Annotated in this window: 13 protein-coding genes and 1 tRNA gene; 10 read left to right on the plus strand and 4 right to left on the minus strand. The window is 72.3% G+C overall.

All coding sequences use genetic code 11. From position 1 onward, the window contains the following. Window positions 1-40: 40 nt before the first annotated feature. On the plus strand, window positions 41-1,918 hold the full coding sequence (locus tag ACFHWS_RS22730; RefSeq protein WP_416568994.1) for a PAS domain S-box protein: 1,878 nt from the start codon (window positions 41-43) through the stop codon (window positions 1,916-1,918). A gap of 328 nt (window positions 1,919-2,246) precedes the next feature. Here the strand turns inward: ACFHWS_RS22730 and ACFHWS_RS22735 are convergent, their stop codons facing one another. Further along, window positions 2,247-3,860: a dolichyl-phosphate-mannose--protein mannosyltransferase gene (locus ACFHWS_RS22735; RefSeq protein ID WP_416569012.1), complete on the minus strand. Its 1,614-nt coding sequence runs from the start codon at window positions 3,858-3,860 to the stop codon at window positions 2,247-2,249. Between the two features lie 167 nt (window positions 3,861-4,027). Beyond that, window positions 4,028-4,909, minus strand: coding sequence for a hypothetical protein (locus ACFHWS_RS22740; protein ID WP_416556890.1), 882 nt, complete (start codon window positions 4,907-4,909; stop codon window positions 4,028-4,030). Window positions 4,910-5,029: 120 nt separating this feature from the next. Here ACFHWS_RS22740 and metG point away from each other — a divergent pair, with 120 nt between their 5' ends. From metG to ACFHWS_RS22780, 8 genes are all read left to right on the plus strand, one after another. Then, the gene (gene metG, locus ACFHWS_RS22745; protein WP_416568995.1) at window positions 5,030-6,832 is read left to right on the plus strand and encodes a methionine--tRNA ligase; all 1,803 of its coding nucleotides are present in this window, start codon (window positions 5,030-5,032) and stop codon (window positions 6,830-6,832) included. 3 nt (window positions 6,833-6,835) lie between these two features. Further along, window positions 6,836-7,111, plus strand: coding sequence for a hypothetical protein (locus ACFHWS_RS22750; protein ID WP_416556892.1), 276 nt, complete (start codon window positions 6,836-6,838; stop codon window positions 7,109-7,111). Between the two features lie 103 nt (window positions 7,112-7,214). Next, a complete protein-coding gene (locus ACFHWS_RS22755; RefSeq protein WP_416569013.1) occupies window positions 7,215-8,099 on the plus strand; it encodes a TatD family hydrolase in 885 nt (294 codons plus the stop codon). 4 nt (window positions 8,100-8,103) lie between these two features. Next, the gene (rsmA, locus tag ACFHWS_RS22760; RefSeq protein ID WP_416568996.1) at window positions 8,104-8,988 is read left to right on the plus strand and encodes a 16S rRNA (adenine(1518)-N(6)/adenine(1519)-N(6))-dimethyltransferase RsmA; all 885 of its coding nucleotides are present in this window, start codon (window positions 8,104-8,106) and stop codon (window positions 8,986-8,988) included. A 63-nt stretch (window positions 8,989-9,051) separates the two neighbouring features. Next, a complete protein-coding gene (locus ACFHWS_RS22765) occupies window positions 9,052-10,008 on the plus strand; it encodes a 4-(cytidine 5'-diphospho)-2-C-methyl-D-erythritol kinase (RefSeq protein WP_416568997.1) in 957 nt (318 codons plus the stop codon). Beyond that, entirely contained in the window at window positions 10,008-11,870 is a 1,863-nt protein-coding gene (locus ACFHWS_RS22770) for an ABC-F family ATP-binding cassette domain-containing protein (protein WP_416568998.1), read from the plus strand. Before ACFHWS_RS22765 ends, ACFHWS_RS22770 begins: the two co-directional genes overlap by 1 nt. Window positions 11,871-11,961: 91 nt before the next feature. Next, on the plus strand, window positions 11,962-12,414 hold the full coding sequence (locus ACFHWS_RS22775) for a DUF4383 domain-containing protein (protein ID WP_416556897.1): 453 nt from the start codon (window positions 11,962-11,964) through the stop codon (window positions 12,412-12,414). Between the two features lie 125 nt (window positions 12,415-12,539). Next, the gene (locus ACFHWS_RS22780) at window positions 12,540-13,022 is read left to right on the plus strand and encodes a DUF4383 domain-containing protein (RefSeq protein ID WP_416556898.1); all 483 of its coding nucleotides are present in this window, start codon (window positions 12,540-12,542) and stop codon (window positions 13,020-13,022) included. 29 nt (window positions 13,023-13,051) lie between these two features. Here the strand turns inward: ACFHWS_RS22780 and ACFHWS_RS22785 are convergent, their stop codons facing one another. Both ACFHWS_RS22785 and ACFHWS_RS22790 read right to left on the minus strand, forming a co-directional pair. Beyond that, window positions 13,052-13,657, minus strand: a complete 606-nt coding sequence (locus tag ACFHWS_RS22785; protein WP_281555416.1) for a TetR/AcrR family transcriptional regulator — start codon at window positions 13,655-13,657, stop codon at window positions 13,052-13,054. A 183-nt stretch (window positions 13,658-13,840) separates the two neighbouring features. Beyond that, a complete protein-coding gene (locus ACFHWS_RS22790; protein ID WP_416556899.1) occupies window positions 13,841-14,806 on the minus strand; it encodes an acyl-CoA desaturase in 966 nt (321 codons plus the stop codon). A gap of 237 nt (window positions 14,807-15,043) precedes the next feature. Here ACFHWS_RS22790 and ACFHWS_RS22795 point away from each other — a divergent pair. After that, window positions 15,044-15,115: transfer RNA gene (locus ACFHWS_RS22795), tRNA-Gln, on the plus strand. The last annotated feature ends 105 nt before the right edge of the window (window positions 15,116-15,220 follow it).

Consider the following 15,220-nt stretch of genomic DNA (forward strand, 5'->3'; position numbering starts at 1 on the left):
TCCGCGGTCCGGGCGGCGCCAGTTTGTTGGAGGAGTCCCGGTGCCACGGCGCGTCCTGACCGGTTACCTCGCGGTGCAGGCTGTCCTCGGCGCGGCGGTCTTCGGGGCCCCGGCTGTCGCCGCCGCCTGGTGGGGGGCGATCGGCGTCGTCAGCGTGACCGCGGTCGGTTGGGGAATCCACCGGCACCGGCCGCCTCGTCGGCTTCCCTGGCTGCTGCTGGCCGGTGGTGCCGGGGCGTTGGCGGTCGGCGATGTCCACTACGAGCTGTCGCGGCGTACGGTGGGCGCCACCGGCGACGTTCTGTCGCTGATCGCCGACCTCGCCTACCTGGCGACTTTCGGTCTGCTCGCCGCCGGGGTGCTCAGCCTGACCCGGATCACGGCGGCGTCGCGGGACCGGTCCGCTCTGCTGGACACGCTGGTGCTGGTCGTGATGACCGGCCTGGTCACCTGGACCCTGGTGGTCGGCCCGGCGGTCACCGATGTGGCTCTGCCGGCGACGGAGAAGGCACTGCTGGCCGTACAGGGCCTCGGTGGGGTGCTGGTCGTCGTGGTGATGCTGCGGCTGGCGGCCGCCGCCTGGCGGGATCCGACGGTGATCGGGCTGGCCGTCGGCGCGACCAGCATGTTCGCCGCCGACGTCTGGTACGCGACCGCCGAACTCAACGGCGGCTGGCAGCCGGGGCACCCGGCCGAACTCGGCTGGTACGTCTTCTACGTCAGTTGGGGGGTCGCCGCCCTGCATCCGAACATGGCCCGGCTGGCCACCCGGTCCGATCCGGGCCCGGACGACATCGTCGCGATGCGGGTCGGTCTGTTGACGATCACCTGTCTGACCGTGCCGTTCCTGCTGGTGATCCAGGCGTTCGCCGCAGAGCCGGCCGAGCTGCCCGACGGGCTGGTCACCGCTGCGGCGGCCGGTCTCACCATGTTGCTCGCGGTGACCCGGGTGGTCGATTCGGTGACCGGGCACCGGGCCGCGGTGCACCGGGAACGGTCACTGCGCAGCGCCGGGATGCGGCTGCTGTCGGCCACCACGACCGCGCAGGTGGCCGAGATGGTCCGCCGGTCGGTCGGTGAGCTGCTGCCGGCCGGGACTGATCATCAGATCCTGTTCGCCGTGCGTCGCCCGGTGGCGGGGGCCGGCGGCGAGCCGTCCGACCCGGAGTCGGTGGCCGACTGGCAGCCACAGGTCGTCGTCGGCGACCCGTTGCCGGTGGACGCGGCGCGGCGGCGTACCCGGATCATGCCGACCCGGCTGTTGCATCCCGACCTGGCTGACCGGCTCACCCCGGCACCGGCCGCCCTGGTGGCCGGCCTGGCCGCGCCGGCCCCGTCCGCCGGGACCGGTACCGCGCTGCTGGTCGGGGCGGCGGGCGGGGTGCTGGCCGCCTGTCGGGACGCGATCGAGGTGGTCGTCGCTCAGGCGGCGCTGGCCCTGCACCGGATCGCCGCGACCGAGGAGGCCGCCCGGCGGGACCGGGACCGCTACCTCAATCTGGTCGCGGGCACCGCCGGCGACGCGGTGGTGATCGTCGGAGCGGACGACCGGATCCGGTACGCGAGTCCGCCGTGCAGCCGGTTGTTCGGCCTCGAGCCGGCGGTCCTCGCCGACTGGCGGGACCTGGTGCACCCCGCCGATCATGCGCAGGTGTCCCGGACCCTCGGCGCGGCCGGTGACCGGGACGACGGTTCGGCGGTGGGTGACCAGTGGGTGCTGCGCCGGCCGGACGGCAGCCATGTGCTGCTCGAGGTGCGGTGCCGGGATCTGCGGCGGGTGCCGGGGGTACGCGGCCTGGTGCTGACCTTCAGTGATCTGGCTGATCAGCGTCGCCGTGACTCGGAGCTGGCGCTTCGCCGGATCGACCGCAGCGCGCCGGGGCAGAACCGACGCAGTCTCCGCCGCCGCTTTCGCTGACTATGACAGTGGATGTCGCTTTTGGTGGTTGTTCCGTTCCGTGCTGAACCGCAAACTAGCCTTGCCTGGCCCGTTGTGCGGCAGGGGTCGACCTGGTTAAGCTTTTCACGCGCGCCCCTATCGCCCGCTTCCCCCGTGGCAGGCGATCGGGGCGCGCTTCTTTTGTCTTTCAACACTCTCCGGCACCCTCGCCCACCTGCTGTCTCAGCCGACGCTACTGATCACAGTGGAGACTTGGGCCGGGAGCGTCCATGATCGGCTGACGGCACCCGTCTGGCGGTCGTCGACCACCGGACGGGCAGCGGGCCGGGAGCAGCCGGCGCGATGGTCAGATCCAGCGCCCGCCGAGCCACATCCGCGCCGACCAGTCCTCGTACGGCAGCGGCTCACCGACGAAGATCGGGTAGAAGTACGCGAAGCAGACGGCGACCAGCAGAACGTAGGTGCCGGCGACCACCGCGCCGACCAACCGCCGGTCGTTGCCGGCCGGATCGGCGACCGCCGTCCCACCCGACGGTGTGACGATCGCGCCGAGCACATAGGTCACCGCGAGGATCAGGAACGGCAGCGCCGGCGCGGTGTAGAAGGAGAACATCGTCCGGCCCTCGGTGGCGTAGTAGAACCACGGCAGCAGCCCGGCGGTCACTCCGGCGAGGATCGCACCGGCCCGCCAGTCCCGCCGGGCGATACCGAGCCAGACCAGCGCAGCCAGGGCCGGCAGGAACGACCACCACAGCAGCGGAGTGCCGAGCAGCAGTACCTCCTCGGCGCAGCTGGGTGCTCCGCAGGCGGTCTGGTCGGTCCAGTGGAAGGCGACCGGGCGGCCCAGCAGCAGCCACTGCCACGGCCACGACTGGTAGCGGTGCTCCGTCTCCAATGTGCTGTGGAAGCCGTACGCCTGGGTGTGGTAGTGCCAGAGGTTCTGCAGGGCGCCGATGACCGGCGCCTCGGACATGCCGTTGTCCGCCCGCCAGTGCCGCAGGTAGCCGCCGTCGGTCGCCAGCCAGCCCGACCAGCTGGCGAGGTAGGTGCCGAGGATCAGCACCCCGCCGAGGACCAGCCAGCCGATCTCGCCGAGCACCGCGTCCAGCCACGGCCGGCGGACCCCGGCGGACCGGCGGGCACCGGCCTCCCACCAGATCACCAGCAGGCCGAACACCGGGATGAACCACAGCGCGCTCCACTTGACGGCGAGACCGCAGCCGAGCAGCAGGGCCGCGATCAGCCGCCACCACGGTACGGCGAACGGCGGTCGGCCGGCCCGGCCCGGCAGAGTCGGGTCGAGCCCGGCGTCGACCGCCCGCAGCCACCGCCGCCGACTCCAGTCCCGGTCGACGACCAGCGCGGCGAAGGCAGCGAGCACGAAGAACGCGAGGAAGATGTCGAGCAGGGCGGTCCGGGACAGCACCAGATGGAAGCCGTCCAGGGCGAGCAGCAGCCCGGCCGTGCAGCCGAGGACCGTGGAGCGGAACAACCGCCGAGCCGTCCGGGTGATGATCAGCACCATCAGGATGCCGACCACTGCCGCCGAGATCCGCCAGCCGAACTCGGTGAAGTCGAACAAGCGGACGCCGAGCGAGATGATCCACTTGCCGAGCGGCGGATGCACCACGTACGCCGGGGTGTTGTTGGTCTCGTCCCACTCGAAGCCGTACTGGCGCAGCTCGTTGGCCTCGTTGGCGTAGTAGAGCTCGTCGAAGATCAGGCCCGGCGGGTGGCTCAGGTTGACCAGCCGCAGTACGCCGGCGATGGTCACCACCACGGCGGTGGCCAGCCAGGACCACGGCTCCAGCCAGTTGTCCAGCGGTGCCAGCCGGCGGCGGACCACGGCCGGCAGCCCGACCCCGCCGGTCGGCCCCGACGGCCCCGACGCCCCGGTGCCGCCCGGGTGGGGGCCCGTCGGGCCGGCGTCCGGTGGACGGACCGGCCGGTCCGCTGTCACCGTCACCGCTGGTTCACCGCTTGCCGCATCCGAGTCTGCCGCCGAGATCACCCCGTGATCGTAGGCCGCCGCCCGATGTCGCGGGACCTCCCCGCCGAAGAATATATTTCGGGTCGTCGATGCTTTGTGTCCTCGGGTGGTCGCCGTCGTGCCCCGGTCGGTCGATGTCAGACGCTCCAGGCGGCGGCCAGAAACCCGGCGGCCAGCAGGACCGGTGCCAGCAACGCGGCGACCGTGGCGCCCCGGCGGGCCGCCGCGCTGGCCAGCCGGCGGGCACCGCTGCCCCAGATCAGCAGTACGCCGAGCAGCACGGTCAGCCCCCAGCCGACCGACCACCGCAGGTGCAGCACGACCAGATCGGCCACGACGTACGCGGTGTCCCGTTCCCGGTGCAACATCCGGGCGGTCAGCTCGGCGCCGACGGCCTGGTCCACCGGCGGTACGCCGAACAGCCGTACCTGGTCGACGGTGAAGCCGGTCTGTGCGGCGAACTCGCCGAGACACCGTCGGCCCAACCCGTCGCCGGTGCAGTCGGTGACCGTGGCGGTGCCGGGGACGCCCCGGCCGACGGCCAGCCACAGCGGTTCGGCGCTGACCCAGCCGAGGAACGCCGCCGCCGCCGCGACGACCACGATCCAGGCGATGCCGGTCGCCGGCCGCCGGGTCCGCCGGGTCCGCGTCCGCCGCTGCTGGGCGACCGGGCGATCCAGCGGCCGCTCCGCTACCGGTGTCACGGTCCGCACCGGTCTGCCGTCCCGGGTCGCTGCGCCGGCACCCGGTTCGCGGGTGTCGGCCGGTCCGCCGGTGTCCGCTGGTGTGTCCGTGTCGGCTGGTGCGCCGGTGTCGGCCGGCTCGTCGGCGTCCGGGGTCACCGGCGTGGCCGGTTGGGCGGCGGCTGATTCGCCGCCGTGCCACCAGGTGCCCTCCGGCCCGGTAGTCGCCCAGGGGCTCGGCCGCCGCCGACGCTGCCCGGGAGCGCTCGCCGGCTCCCGGGTGGGCCGGGCGGTCGTCGGCCCGTCGGACTCCGGCATGCTGGGTTCCCCGGTCACCTCGCCATTCCACACCCCGGTACGTGAAGCCGGGGCGAACCCCTCCGGGCGTGTCGCGCTCCGTCGGGCGGCTCGGCAACCCGTTCGCGTACGCCTGGTGACACTAACTAGGCTGGTCGCATGAGTCACGTTCTCGCGGCGGTCGCCTGGCCCTACGCCAACGGGCCCCGCCACATCGGCCACGTCTCCGGTTTCGGGGTGCCCTCCGACGTGTTCAGCCGGTACATGCGGATGGCCGGTCACGACGTGCTCATGATCTCCGGCACCGACGAGCACGGCACGCCGATCCAGGTGCAGGCCGACAGCGAAGGGCTCAAGCCGCGCGAGCTGGCCGACCGGTACAACCGGGTGATCGTCGAGGACCTGCACGGGCTCGGTCTGTCCTACGACCTGTTCACCCGGACCACCACCGGCAACCACTACCGGGTGGTCCAGGAGCTGTTCGAGACGTTGCACCGCAACGGCTACATCGTTGCGGAGACCACCCTCGGCGCGATCTCCCCATCGACCGGTCGCACCCTGCCGGACCGCTACATCGAGGGCACCTGCCCGATCTGTGGCTACGACGCCGCCCGGGGCGACCAGTGCGACAACTGCGGCAACCAGCTCGACCCGGTCCAGCTGATCGAACCGCGCTCCAAGATCGACGGGGAGACGCCGAACTTCGTCGAGACCGAGCACTTTTTCCTCGACCTGCCGGCGTTCGCCCAGGCACTCGGCAAGTGGCTGGACACCCGCGACGGCTGGCGGCCCAACGTGCTGCGGTTCTCCCGCAACCTGCTCGACGACCTGCAGCCCCGGGCGATCACCCGGGACCTGGAGTGGGGCGTGCCGATTCCGCTGGACGGCTGGCGCGAGCGCGGCGACAAGCGGATCTACGTCTGGTTCGACGCGGTGATCGGCTACCTCTCCGCCTCGATCGAGTGGGCCCGGCGGTCCGGTGACCCGGACGCCTGGCGCCGCTGGTGGATCGCGGACACCGACGGCGAGGACGCCCGTGGCTACTACTTCATGGGCAAGGACAACATCGTCTTCCACTCGGTGATCTGGCCGTCGCTGCTGCTCGGCTACTCCGGCGAGGGCGACCACGGCGGCGAGCCCGGTCGGCTCGGTCGGCTCAACCTGCCCACCGAGGTGGTTTCCAGCGAGTTCCTGACCATGGAGGGGCGCAAATTCTCCTCCTCCCGCCAGGTGGTCATCTACGTGCGGGACTTCCTGGCCCGCTACGACGCCGACGCGCTGCGCTACTTCATCGCCGTAGCCGGTCCGGAGAGCCAGGACACCGACTTCACCTGGGCCGAGTTCCGGCGCCGCAACAACGACGAGCTGGTCAACGACTGGGGCAACCTGGTCAACCGGTCGATCTCGATGGCCGCCAAGAACTTCGGCGCCATCCCGCCGGTCGACCCGGCCGGGCTGACCGCCGCCGACGAAGCGCTGCTGGCGACCAGCCGGGCCGCGTTCGGCACGGTCGGCGCGCTGATCGAACGGCACCGGCAGAAGCAGGCCATCGGTGCGGCGATGCGGGTGGTCGCCGAGGCCAACCGGTACCTGTCCGACCAGGCCCCGTGGAAGCTCAAGGGCGAGGCGGACAAGCCCCGGATGGGCACCGTCCTGCACGTCGCCCTGCAGGTGGTCGCCGACGCGAACACCCTGCTCACCCCGTTCCTGCCGCACTCGGCGCAGAAGATCCACGAGCTGCTCGGCGGCACCGGCGTACACGCGCCGATGCCCCGGATCGTCGAGGTTGACGACCTCGACGTCGGGCCGGCCTACCCGATCCTCACCGGCGACTACCGCGACGGTGCCCGGTGGGAGTCCACTCCGGTCGAGGTCGGTCGGCCGCTGGCCGCGCCGAAGCCGGTGTTCCGCAAGCTCGACGAGTCGATCGTCGACGAGGAGCTGGCCCGACTCACCGGCTGACCGGTGACCGACTACCTGGCCGGGTTGCTGCTCGGCCTCGGCCTGATCATGCCGATCGGGCCGCAGAACGTCTTCGTGGTCAGCCAGGGGCCGGCGGCCGGCCTGCCGCGTGCGCTGTGGGCGGAATCCGGCCACCTGCCGGCCGGAGAGAACCTTCCTCATCCGGGTGCCACGCTGGACCGTGCGCCGGACCACGGTGATCGCCGGGTGATCGGCGGCCGTCGGCGTCTGGCTCAGCTGGTGCACGTCCGCCCAGCTGGCAGCTCCTCAGCCGGGTAGACCGCCCCCTCGAAGCGGACGTGCCGGCCGGCCGGGGCATCGGCGACGCCGCCCGGGTGGGCCGGTGAACCGGCCGGACCGGGACGTGTGATGCTGTCCGATGATGACGCAGCCAGCCGAGACCCGCCGGCAGCGGGCCGCCCGCCGGGCCGGGGAGTTCCCGCCGCCACCCGACCCGCTGCCCGTACCGGTGATCGACAGCCACACCCACCTGGACCTGACCGTCGCCGAACCGGCGGTGCCCGGCCGGGACAGCGGTGACCCGGTGGCCACCCTGATCGCCCGGGCCGCGTCGGTCGGCGTCGACCGGCTGGTCCAGGTCGGTGTCGACCTGGAGTCGTCGCGCTGGGGCGCGGACCTCGCCACGCGATCGCCGGCGGTGGTCGCCACGGTCGCCCTGCATCCCAACGAGGCACCCCGACTGACCGACCTGGATGAGGCGCTGCGCGAGATCGAGGCGCTGGCCGCCGCCGACCGGGTGTGCGGCGTCGGCGAGACCGGGCTGGACCACTTCCGGACCGGGCCGGACGGACTCGTCGCGCAGCAGGCCAGCTTCCGGGCGCACATCGCGATCGCCAAGCGGTACGGCAAGCCGCTGGTGATCCACGACCGGGACGCGCACGCCGACGTGCTGCGGGTGCTCGACTCCGAAGGCGCCCCGCAGACCGTGGTGATGCATTGCTTCTCCGGCGACGCGGATTTCGCCGCCGACTGCGTCCGGCGCGGCTTCGTGCTCAGCTTCGCCGGTACGGTCACCTTCGGCAACGCCGCCGGGCTGCGCGCCGCAGCCGCCGTGACGCCGGTCGAGCAGATGCTGGTGGAGACCGACGCACCGTACCTGACGCCGATGCCGCACCGGGGCCGGCCGAACGCCTCCTACCTGATCCCGCACACCGTCCGGCTGCTGGCCGAGGTCACCGGCACCGACCTGGCCGAGCTGTGCGCCGCGATCTCGGCCACCGGTGACCGGGTGTTCGGGCCGTGGTGAGCCGGTGACCGAGCTGCTCGGCCCGGCGCAGATCCGGGAGCTGGCCGGCCGGCTGGCGGTAGCGCCCACCAAACGGCTCGGGCAGAACTTCGTGCACGACCCGAACACGGTCCGGCGGATCGTGTCCGCCGCCGATCTGCCACCGGACGCGGTGGTGCTGGAGGTCGGCCCCGGGCTCGGCTCGCTGACCCTTGGCCTGCTCGACCAGGTACGCCACCTGCACGCGGTGGAGATCGATCCGGTGCTGGCCGGCGCGCTGCCGCCGACCGTCGCCGGCTGCGGCGGTGACCTCGCCCGGCTGACCGTGCACACCGCCGACGCGCTGCGGATCACCGCCGCCGGCCTCGGCGGGCCCAAGCCGACCGCGCTGGTGGCCAACCTGCCGTACAACGTGGCGGTGCCGGTGGTGCTGCACCTGCTCGCCGAGCTGCCCAGCCTGCGGCAGGGGCTGGTGATGGTGCAGAAGGAGGTGGCCGACCGGCTGGTCGCCGGTCCGGGCTCGCGCACGTACGGCGTACCGTCGGTGAAGCTGGCCTGGTACGCCGCCGCCCGCACCGCGGGTCGGGTCCCGCCGAGCGTGTTCTGGCCGGTGCCCAACGTCGACTCCGGGCTGGTCGCGTTCACCAGCCGGGAGCCACCGTCGGTGCCGGCGGGGCAGCCGGTGGACGGGTTCCGGCGGCGGGTCTTCGCCGTGGTGGACGCCGCGTTCGCGCAGCGCCGCAAGACGCTGCGGGCGGCGCTGGCCGGCTGGGCCGGCGGGGCGGACCGGGCGGCGGAGGTGCTGGCCATGGCCGGGGTTGACCCGGGTGCGCGGGGCGAGGCGTTGACCGTGGCGCAGTTCGCGGCGATCGCTGCGGCGGCGCCGCTGGCCGAAACGGTGGCCGAGTAGGCTGGCGCCCGTGATCGTGATGAGAGGTACCCGCGCGGCCCACCTCAGCCGGGGTATTTCCCGGTGACCGAGGCGTGGCGGCCGGGCGACGAGGACGACGGTTTCCGTCGCGGCGCGCGCAACTCGGTCAAGGTACGGGTGCCAGCCAAGATCAACCTGCGGTTGGCCGTCGGCCCGCTCCGGCCGGACGGCTACCACGAGGTGAGCACCGTCTACCACGCGATCGCGCTCTACGACGAACTGACCGCCCGGCGGGCCGACACCCTGATCCTGACCATGGACGGTGAGGGCACCGGCGAGCTGGCGCTGGACGACTCCAACCTGGTGCTGCGCGCCGCCCGGGCGCTGGCCGCGCACGCCCGGATCCCCGCGCACGCCCGACTGCACCTGCGCAAGCAGATCCCGCTCGCCGCCGGCCTGGCCGGCGGCAGCGCGGACGCCGCCGCCGCGCTGGTCGCCTGCGACGAACTGTGGGGGACCGGGCTGTCCCGTGACGACCTGGCCGGGCTGGCCGCCGGCCTCGGCTCGGACGTGCCGTTCCTGCTGCACGGCGGCACCGCGCTGGGCACCGGCAGGGGCGAGGCGATCAGCCCGGTGCTGGCCCGACCCACCACCTGGCACTGGGTCGTCGCGGTCGCCGACGGCGGCCTGTCCACCCCCGAGGTGTACGCCGAGCTGGACCGGCTGCGGGCGGCCGGTGCGGCGCCGCCGCCGGTCGGCGCCGCCGACGAGCTGCTGGCCGCGCTGCGCCAGCGGGATCCGCAGGTGCTGGCCGGCGCGCTCGGCAACGATCTCGAGCCGGCCGCGCTGTCCATGCGTCCGGCGATCAAGCAGGTGCTGGCCACCGGGGTGGCCGCCGGGGCGCTGGCCGGCATGGTCTCCGGGTCCGGCCCGACCTGTGTCTTTCTGGCGGCGGACGCGGCCGGTGCGGGCACCGTCGCGGCCGCGCTCGACGACGCCGGGGTCTGCCGGGACGTACACCTCGCGCACGGCGCCGTCGCCGGGGCGAGGCTGGTCTGATGGTGAACATCGTCAATCTGGACCGGGTGTCCAAGGGCTACGGCGCAGTCGGGCAGTTGCTCACCGAGGTCTCGCTGGGCCTGGACGACAGCGACCGGATCGGCGTCGTCGGTCTCAACGGTGCCGGCAAATCGACCCTGCTGCGGCTGCTCACCAAGGCCGAGGAACCCGACGCCGGGCGGGTCACCCACCGCCGGGACCTGCGGGTCGCCGCGCTGCCCCAGACGCTCGAGCTGGCTGGCGACGCCACCGTACGGGACGTGGTGCTCGGCACCGGGTGGCTGGCCGAGGGGTTCGGCGCCGAGCACGAGTGGGCCGGCGACGCCGGGGTGCGTACCGTCCTGGACGGTCTCGGCATGCCGCACCTCGGCCTGGACCAGCCGGTCGGGCCGATGTCCGGCGGCGAGCGGCGCCGGATCGCCCTGGCCGCGTTGCTGATCCGTCCGGCCGAGCTGCTGATCCTGGACGAACCGACCAACCATCTGGACGTCGCCGGGGTGGCCTGGCTCGCCGCGTACCTGGTGCAGCGTCGCCGGGGCGCGCTGGTGGTGGTCACCCACGACCGGTGGTTCCTCGACGAGGTCTGCACCGACACCTGGGAGGTCGCCGACCAGACAGTCCGCGCCTACGAGGGCGGGTTCGCCGCCTGGACGCTGGCCCGCGCCGAACGGGAGCGGGTCGCGGCGGCCACCGAGGCCCGCCGGCAGAACCTGCTGCGTAAGGAGATCGCCTGGCTGCGCCGTGGCCCGCCGGCCCGTACCTCCAAACCGCGCTTCCGGATCGAGGCGGCGAACGCGCTGATCGCCGACGTGCCGCCGCCGCGCGACACCGTGTCGCTGCACCGGCTGGCCACCGCCCGGCTCGGCAAGCAGGTCTACGAGCTGGACGAGGTCACCGCGTACGCCGGGGACAAGCTGATCCTCGACGGGCTGACCTGGCAGATCGGTCCGGGGGACCGGTGCGCGATCGTCGGCGCCAACGGGGCCGGCAAGACCACACTGCTGCGGCTGCTGGCCGGGGTCCGCGCCCCGCAGCAGGGCCGGGTGATCACCGGGGCGACGGTCCGGCCGGCGTTCCTGTCCCAGGAGCTGGCCGAACTGCCCAGCGAGCTGCGGGTGCTGGAGGCGGTGGAGGAGGTCGCGCGCCGGGTGGTGTTCGGCGACCGGGAGTTGGCCGCCACCCAGTTCGCGGAGATGTTCGGCTTCACCGACCGACGGCTGTGGACCCCGGTCGGAGATCTGTCCGGTGGCGAGCGTCGCCGGCTGCAGCTGCTGCGACTGCTGGCCGCCGAGCCGAACGTGCTGCTGCTCGACGAGCCCACCAACGACCTGGACACCGACACCCTGACGGCGCTTGAGGACCTGCTCGACTCGTGGCCGGGCACGCTGATCGTGGCCAGCCACGACCGGTACCTGATCGAGCGGGTCACCGACGAGGCGTACGGCATGTTCGGCGACGGCCGGCTGGTGCACCTGCCGGGCGGAGTCGACGAGTACCTGGCCCGAGCCGGCGGCGCCGCCGGTGCCGGGGCGGCGCGGGCCGCCGGTGCCGGCTCCGGGGCGGCTCGGCCGGCCGGTTCGGGTACGGCCGGCCCGGCGGGGGCCGGCGATCGGTCGGTGGGTGACGCCGCCGGTGGCGGGCTGTCCGCCGGTGACCTGCGGGCGGCCCGCAAGGAGCTGGCCCGGCTGGAGCGCCAGGTCGGCAAGCTGGAGCAGCAAGAGGCAGCGCTGCACGAAGAGCTGGCCCGGCATGCCACCGACTTCAACCGGCTCGCCGAGCTGGATGCCCGACTACGTGAGGTACAGGCGCAGCGCAGCCGCACCGAGGAGCAGTGGCTTGCCCTGGCCGAGCAGGTGAGTTAGACGGCAGGTGGCCGGGGCCACCCCCCGCTGGTCGCGGGCGATGAGCGACAATCGTCGGCGACCACCCCCCGTCGGCGTTGGAGCAGACCCCATGCACACCCCCGTCAACCACCCCGCCCGGCCGATCTACCGGGCGGTCGCCGCGCTGACCGGCCTCTACCTGGTGATCTTCGGTGTCGTCGGGATCATCGTCACCAGCGGTGACGCCCTCTTCGCGCAGAACGACAGCCGGGTGCTCGGTCAGGGCGCCAACCTCGGCTTTTCCGGGCTGTGTCTGGTGCTGGGCGTGGCCGTACTGGCCGGCGTGGGGCTCGGCCGCAACATCGACACGGCGATCAACAAGGTGCTGGCGTACGGTCTGATGGCGTTGAGCCTGGCCGAGTTGGCGGTGCTGCGCACCGACGCCAACTTCCTCAACTTCACGGTGAGCACCTGCCTGGTCGTGATGGTCATCGGCCTGGTGCTGCTGATGGCCGCCATGTACGGCCGGACCGGCACCGAGCAGGAGGCCCAGGCGTGGCGGGACGGCCGGCTGGTGCTCTGACCTGGTCCTGCGGCCGCCTACCGGTCGGTTCTGCTGCGCGCAGCCCACTCCCGGCGGGAGAATCCGGGGAAAGACGCCCGCGTCGCCGCGACGCGGGCCCCTGGTCGGCGACAGGAGCGGCAGCCATGGCGCACATCCCGGTCAATCACCCGCTGCGGCCGGTCTACCGGACGATCGCCGGGCTGACCGGCCTCTACGTGCTGATCTTCGGCATCGTCGGAACGGTGGCGACCTGGGGTGATCCGCTTTTTGCCCGGGACGACGTCTGGGTGCTCGGGCTGCGCACCAACCTCGCGTTCTCAATCTCCTCGATCGTCTACGGCGGGCTGATCCTGATCGGGGCGATCATCGGCGGCCGGGCCGGGCACCTTGCCAACCTCACCATCGCGGTGGTCTTCATGGTCACCGGCCTGCTGATGATGGCCCTGCTGCAGACCGACGCCAACTTCCTGAACTTCTCGATGTCGACGGTGATCGTGTCGCTGATCTTCGGGCTGGTCTTCCTGGCCACCGGCCTGTACGACAAGGTGGGGCCGGTCGAGGCGGCCGGCGACGAGGAACGCTACCGGCGCGGCGCGCACCGACCGGCCGAGCGGGCCCGGCGGTGAGCGTACCCAGACCCGACCTGACCCGGCGGTCAGTGGTTGCGGCGTCGGGTCAGCAGGGTGGGTTTCGCTTCCAGGTGGGACAGGCCGTTCCAGGCCAGGTTGACCAGGTGCGCGGCGACCGTCTCCTTGCGCGGCTTGCGTACCTCCAGCCACCAGCGCCCGGTCAGCGCGACCATCCCGACCAGCGCCTGGGAGTACAGCTCGGCGAGCTTCGGGTCGTACCCCCGGCTCTTGAACTCGGCACCGAGGATGTGCTCCACCTGGTGCGCCACGTCGTTCATCACGCTGGAGAAGTTGCCGGCGGCCGACAGCAGCGGCGATTCGCGCACCAGCACCCGGAAGCCGTTCGTCTCCGCCTCGATATAGTCCAGTAGCGCCAGCGCGGCCTGCTCCAGCAGCTCCCGTGGGTGCCCGGCGGTCAGCGCGTTGGTGATCCGGTCGAGCAGGGCGCGGACCTCCCGGTCCACCACGACCGCGTACAGCCCTTCCTTGCCGCCGAAGTGTTCGTACACCACCGGCTTGGATACCTTCGCCCGGGAGGCGACCTCCTCGATGGAGGTGGCGTCGAACCCCCGTTCGGCGAAGAGCTGCCGCCCGATGGTGATCAGCTGTTCCCGCCGCTGCGCGGCCGACATGCGGACCCGGGAGTTCGATTTGGCCGGCACCGCCGGTGGTGGTGGCGGTGCCGGTGTGCCGCCCGGTGAAGGGTCACCGTTGGTGGTTGGGTTGTCCGTCACTTGGCTCATCCTGCCAGTGCCGGGCCACCGGGTCGGTGCCCGCACCGACCCGGTGGGTAACCGTACCGGCCGCGGACCGGCTCAGCCGGCCGGCTTGACCAGCTTGGCCGCGATCCGATCGGGCTTCGGCCAGCGGACGTTGGAGACCGCGCCGGTCTTCTCCAGCAGCCAGATCACCCGCGCGGAGATGTCGATCTGCCCGCGCAGTACGCCGTGCCGTGCGCAGGTAGGGTCGGCGTGGTGCAGGTTGTGCCAGCTCTCGCCGAAGGACAGGATGGCCAGCGGCCAGAAGTTCGACGCCTTGTCGCCCTGCCGCACCTCGAACGGCCGTTCCCCGTAGACGTGGCAGACCGAGTTGATCGACCAGGTGATGTGGTGCAGCATCGCCACCCGGACCAGGCCGGCCCAGAAGAACGCGGTCAGCGCACCCTGCCAGGACCAGGTGACCAGGCCGCCGATCGCGGCCGGGGCGAGCATGGTGAACACGACCAGCGCCGGGAAGAACTGGTCGATGCGACGGATGTCCTTGTCGGCGAGCAGGTCGGGGGTGAACCGCTTCTGGTTGGTCAGGTCCCGGTGGAACAACCAGCCGACGTGGGCGTAGAGCAGGCCCTTGGTCAGCCCCCAGACGCTGGTGCCGAACCGCCAGGGGGAGTGCGGGTCACCTTCGATGTCGCTGAAGGCGTGGTGGCGGCGGTGGTCGGCGACCCACTGGATCACGTTGCCCTCGATCGCCAGCGAGCCGGCGAGCGCCAGGGTGATCCGCAGCCACCGCTTCGCCTTGAACGAGCCGTGGGTGAAGTACCGGTGGAACCCGACGGTGATGCCCAGTCCGGCCACCACGTAGAAGACCAGCCCGATGGCGACGTCGGTCCAGCCCAGCCAGCCGCCCCAGGCGACCGGTACGGCGGCGATCAGCGCCAGGAACGGGACGGTCACGAAGGCACCGAGGACGATCAGCACACCGATCGACTGTTTGCCGACGGTCAGCGGCTTGGGGGCGGGTCCGGGGTTGGTCTGTGGTGGCTCGAGTAGGGCGGTTGACATGGCACCTCGCAGCGGTGACGGTTCGACCGCGGTGCGCCGGGGCGTTCCAGCCGGTGCGGCGGCCAGCGGTGAAAGAACGGGAACTTACGCCTACGTCACCGTAACCTACGGAGCCGTAGTTTTCTACGGTCGAGTTCCGGAGCCGGGTCGGCGTGCGTGTCCACCCGGCCCGCCCGTGCCGGGCGACGGGAGTACGCCGGACTCCGCCCGGCACGCTAGGCTGTCTCCGTAGCACGATCGGCCGTGGTGTAATTGGCAACACCTCGGGTTTTGGTCCCGATATTCTAGGTTCGAGTCCTAGCGGCCGAGCTTCCCGTGGCACTCAGCCTCGCTGTCGTGACGCTGAATGTCTCGTCTGGTCAAGTAGAACGTGCCGCCGCCCTGACGGGAGCATTTCTCGTGATCCAGCCCCGG

The sequence above is a fragment of the Micromonospora sp. LOL_013 genome (assembly GCF_048060315.1).
In the GTDB taxonomy this organism is placed as follows: Bacteria; Actinomycetota; Actinomycetes; order Mycobacteriales; family Micromonosporaceae; genus Micromonospora_E.

Coding starts and splice junctions, on each gene's coding strand:
- ACFHWS_RS22775 (WP_416556897.1), top strand. CDS start 11,962: ATGCACACCCCCGTCAACCACCCCGCCCGGCCGATCTACCGGGCGGTC.
- ACFHWS_RS22785 (WP_281555416.1), bottom strand. CDS start 13,657: ATGTCGGCCGCGCAGCGGCGGGAACAGCTGATCACCATCGGGCGGCAG.
- ACFHWS_RS22790 (WP_416556899.1), bottom strand. CDS start 14,806: ATGTCAACCGCCCTACTCGAGCCACCACAGACCAACCCCGGACCCGCC.
- ACFHWS_RS22755 (WP_416569013.1), top strand. CDS start 7,215: ATGACGCAGCCAGCCGAGACCCGCCGGCAGCGGGCCGCCCGCCGGGCC.
- ACFHWS_RS22770 (WP_416568998.1), top strand. CDS start 10,008: ATGGTGAACATCGTCAATCTGGACCGGGTGTCCAAGGGCTACGGCGCA.
- metG (WP_416568995.1), top strand. CDS start 5,030: ATGAGTCACGTTCTCGCGGCGGTCGCCTGGCCCTACGCCAACGGGCCC.
- ACFHWS_RS22780 (WP_416556898.1), top strand. CDS start 12,540: ATGGCGCACATCCCGGTCAATCACCCGCTGCGGCCGGTCTACCGGACG.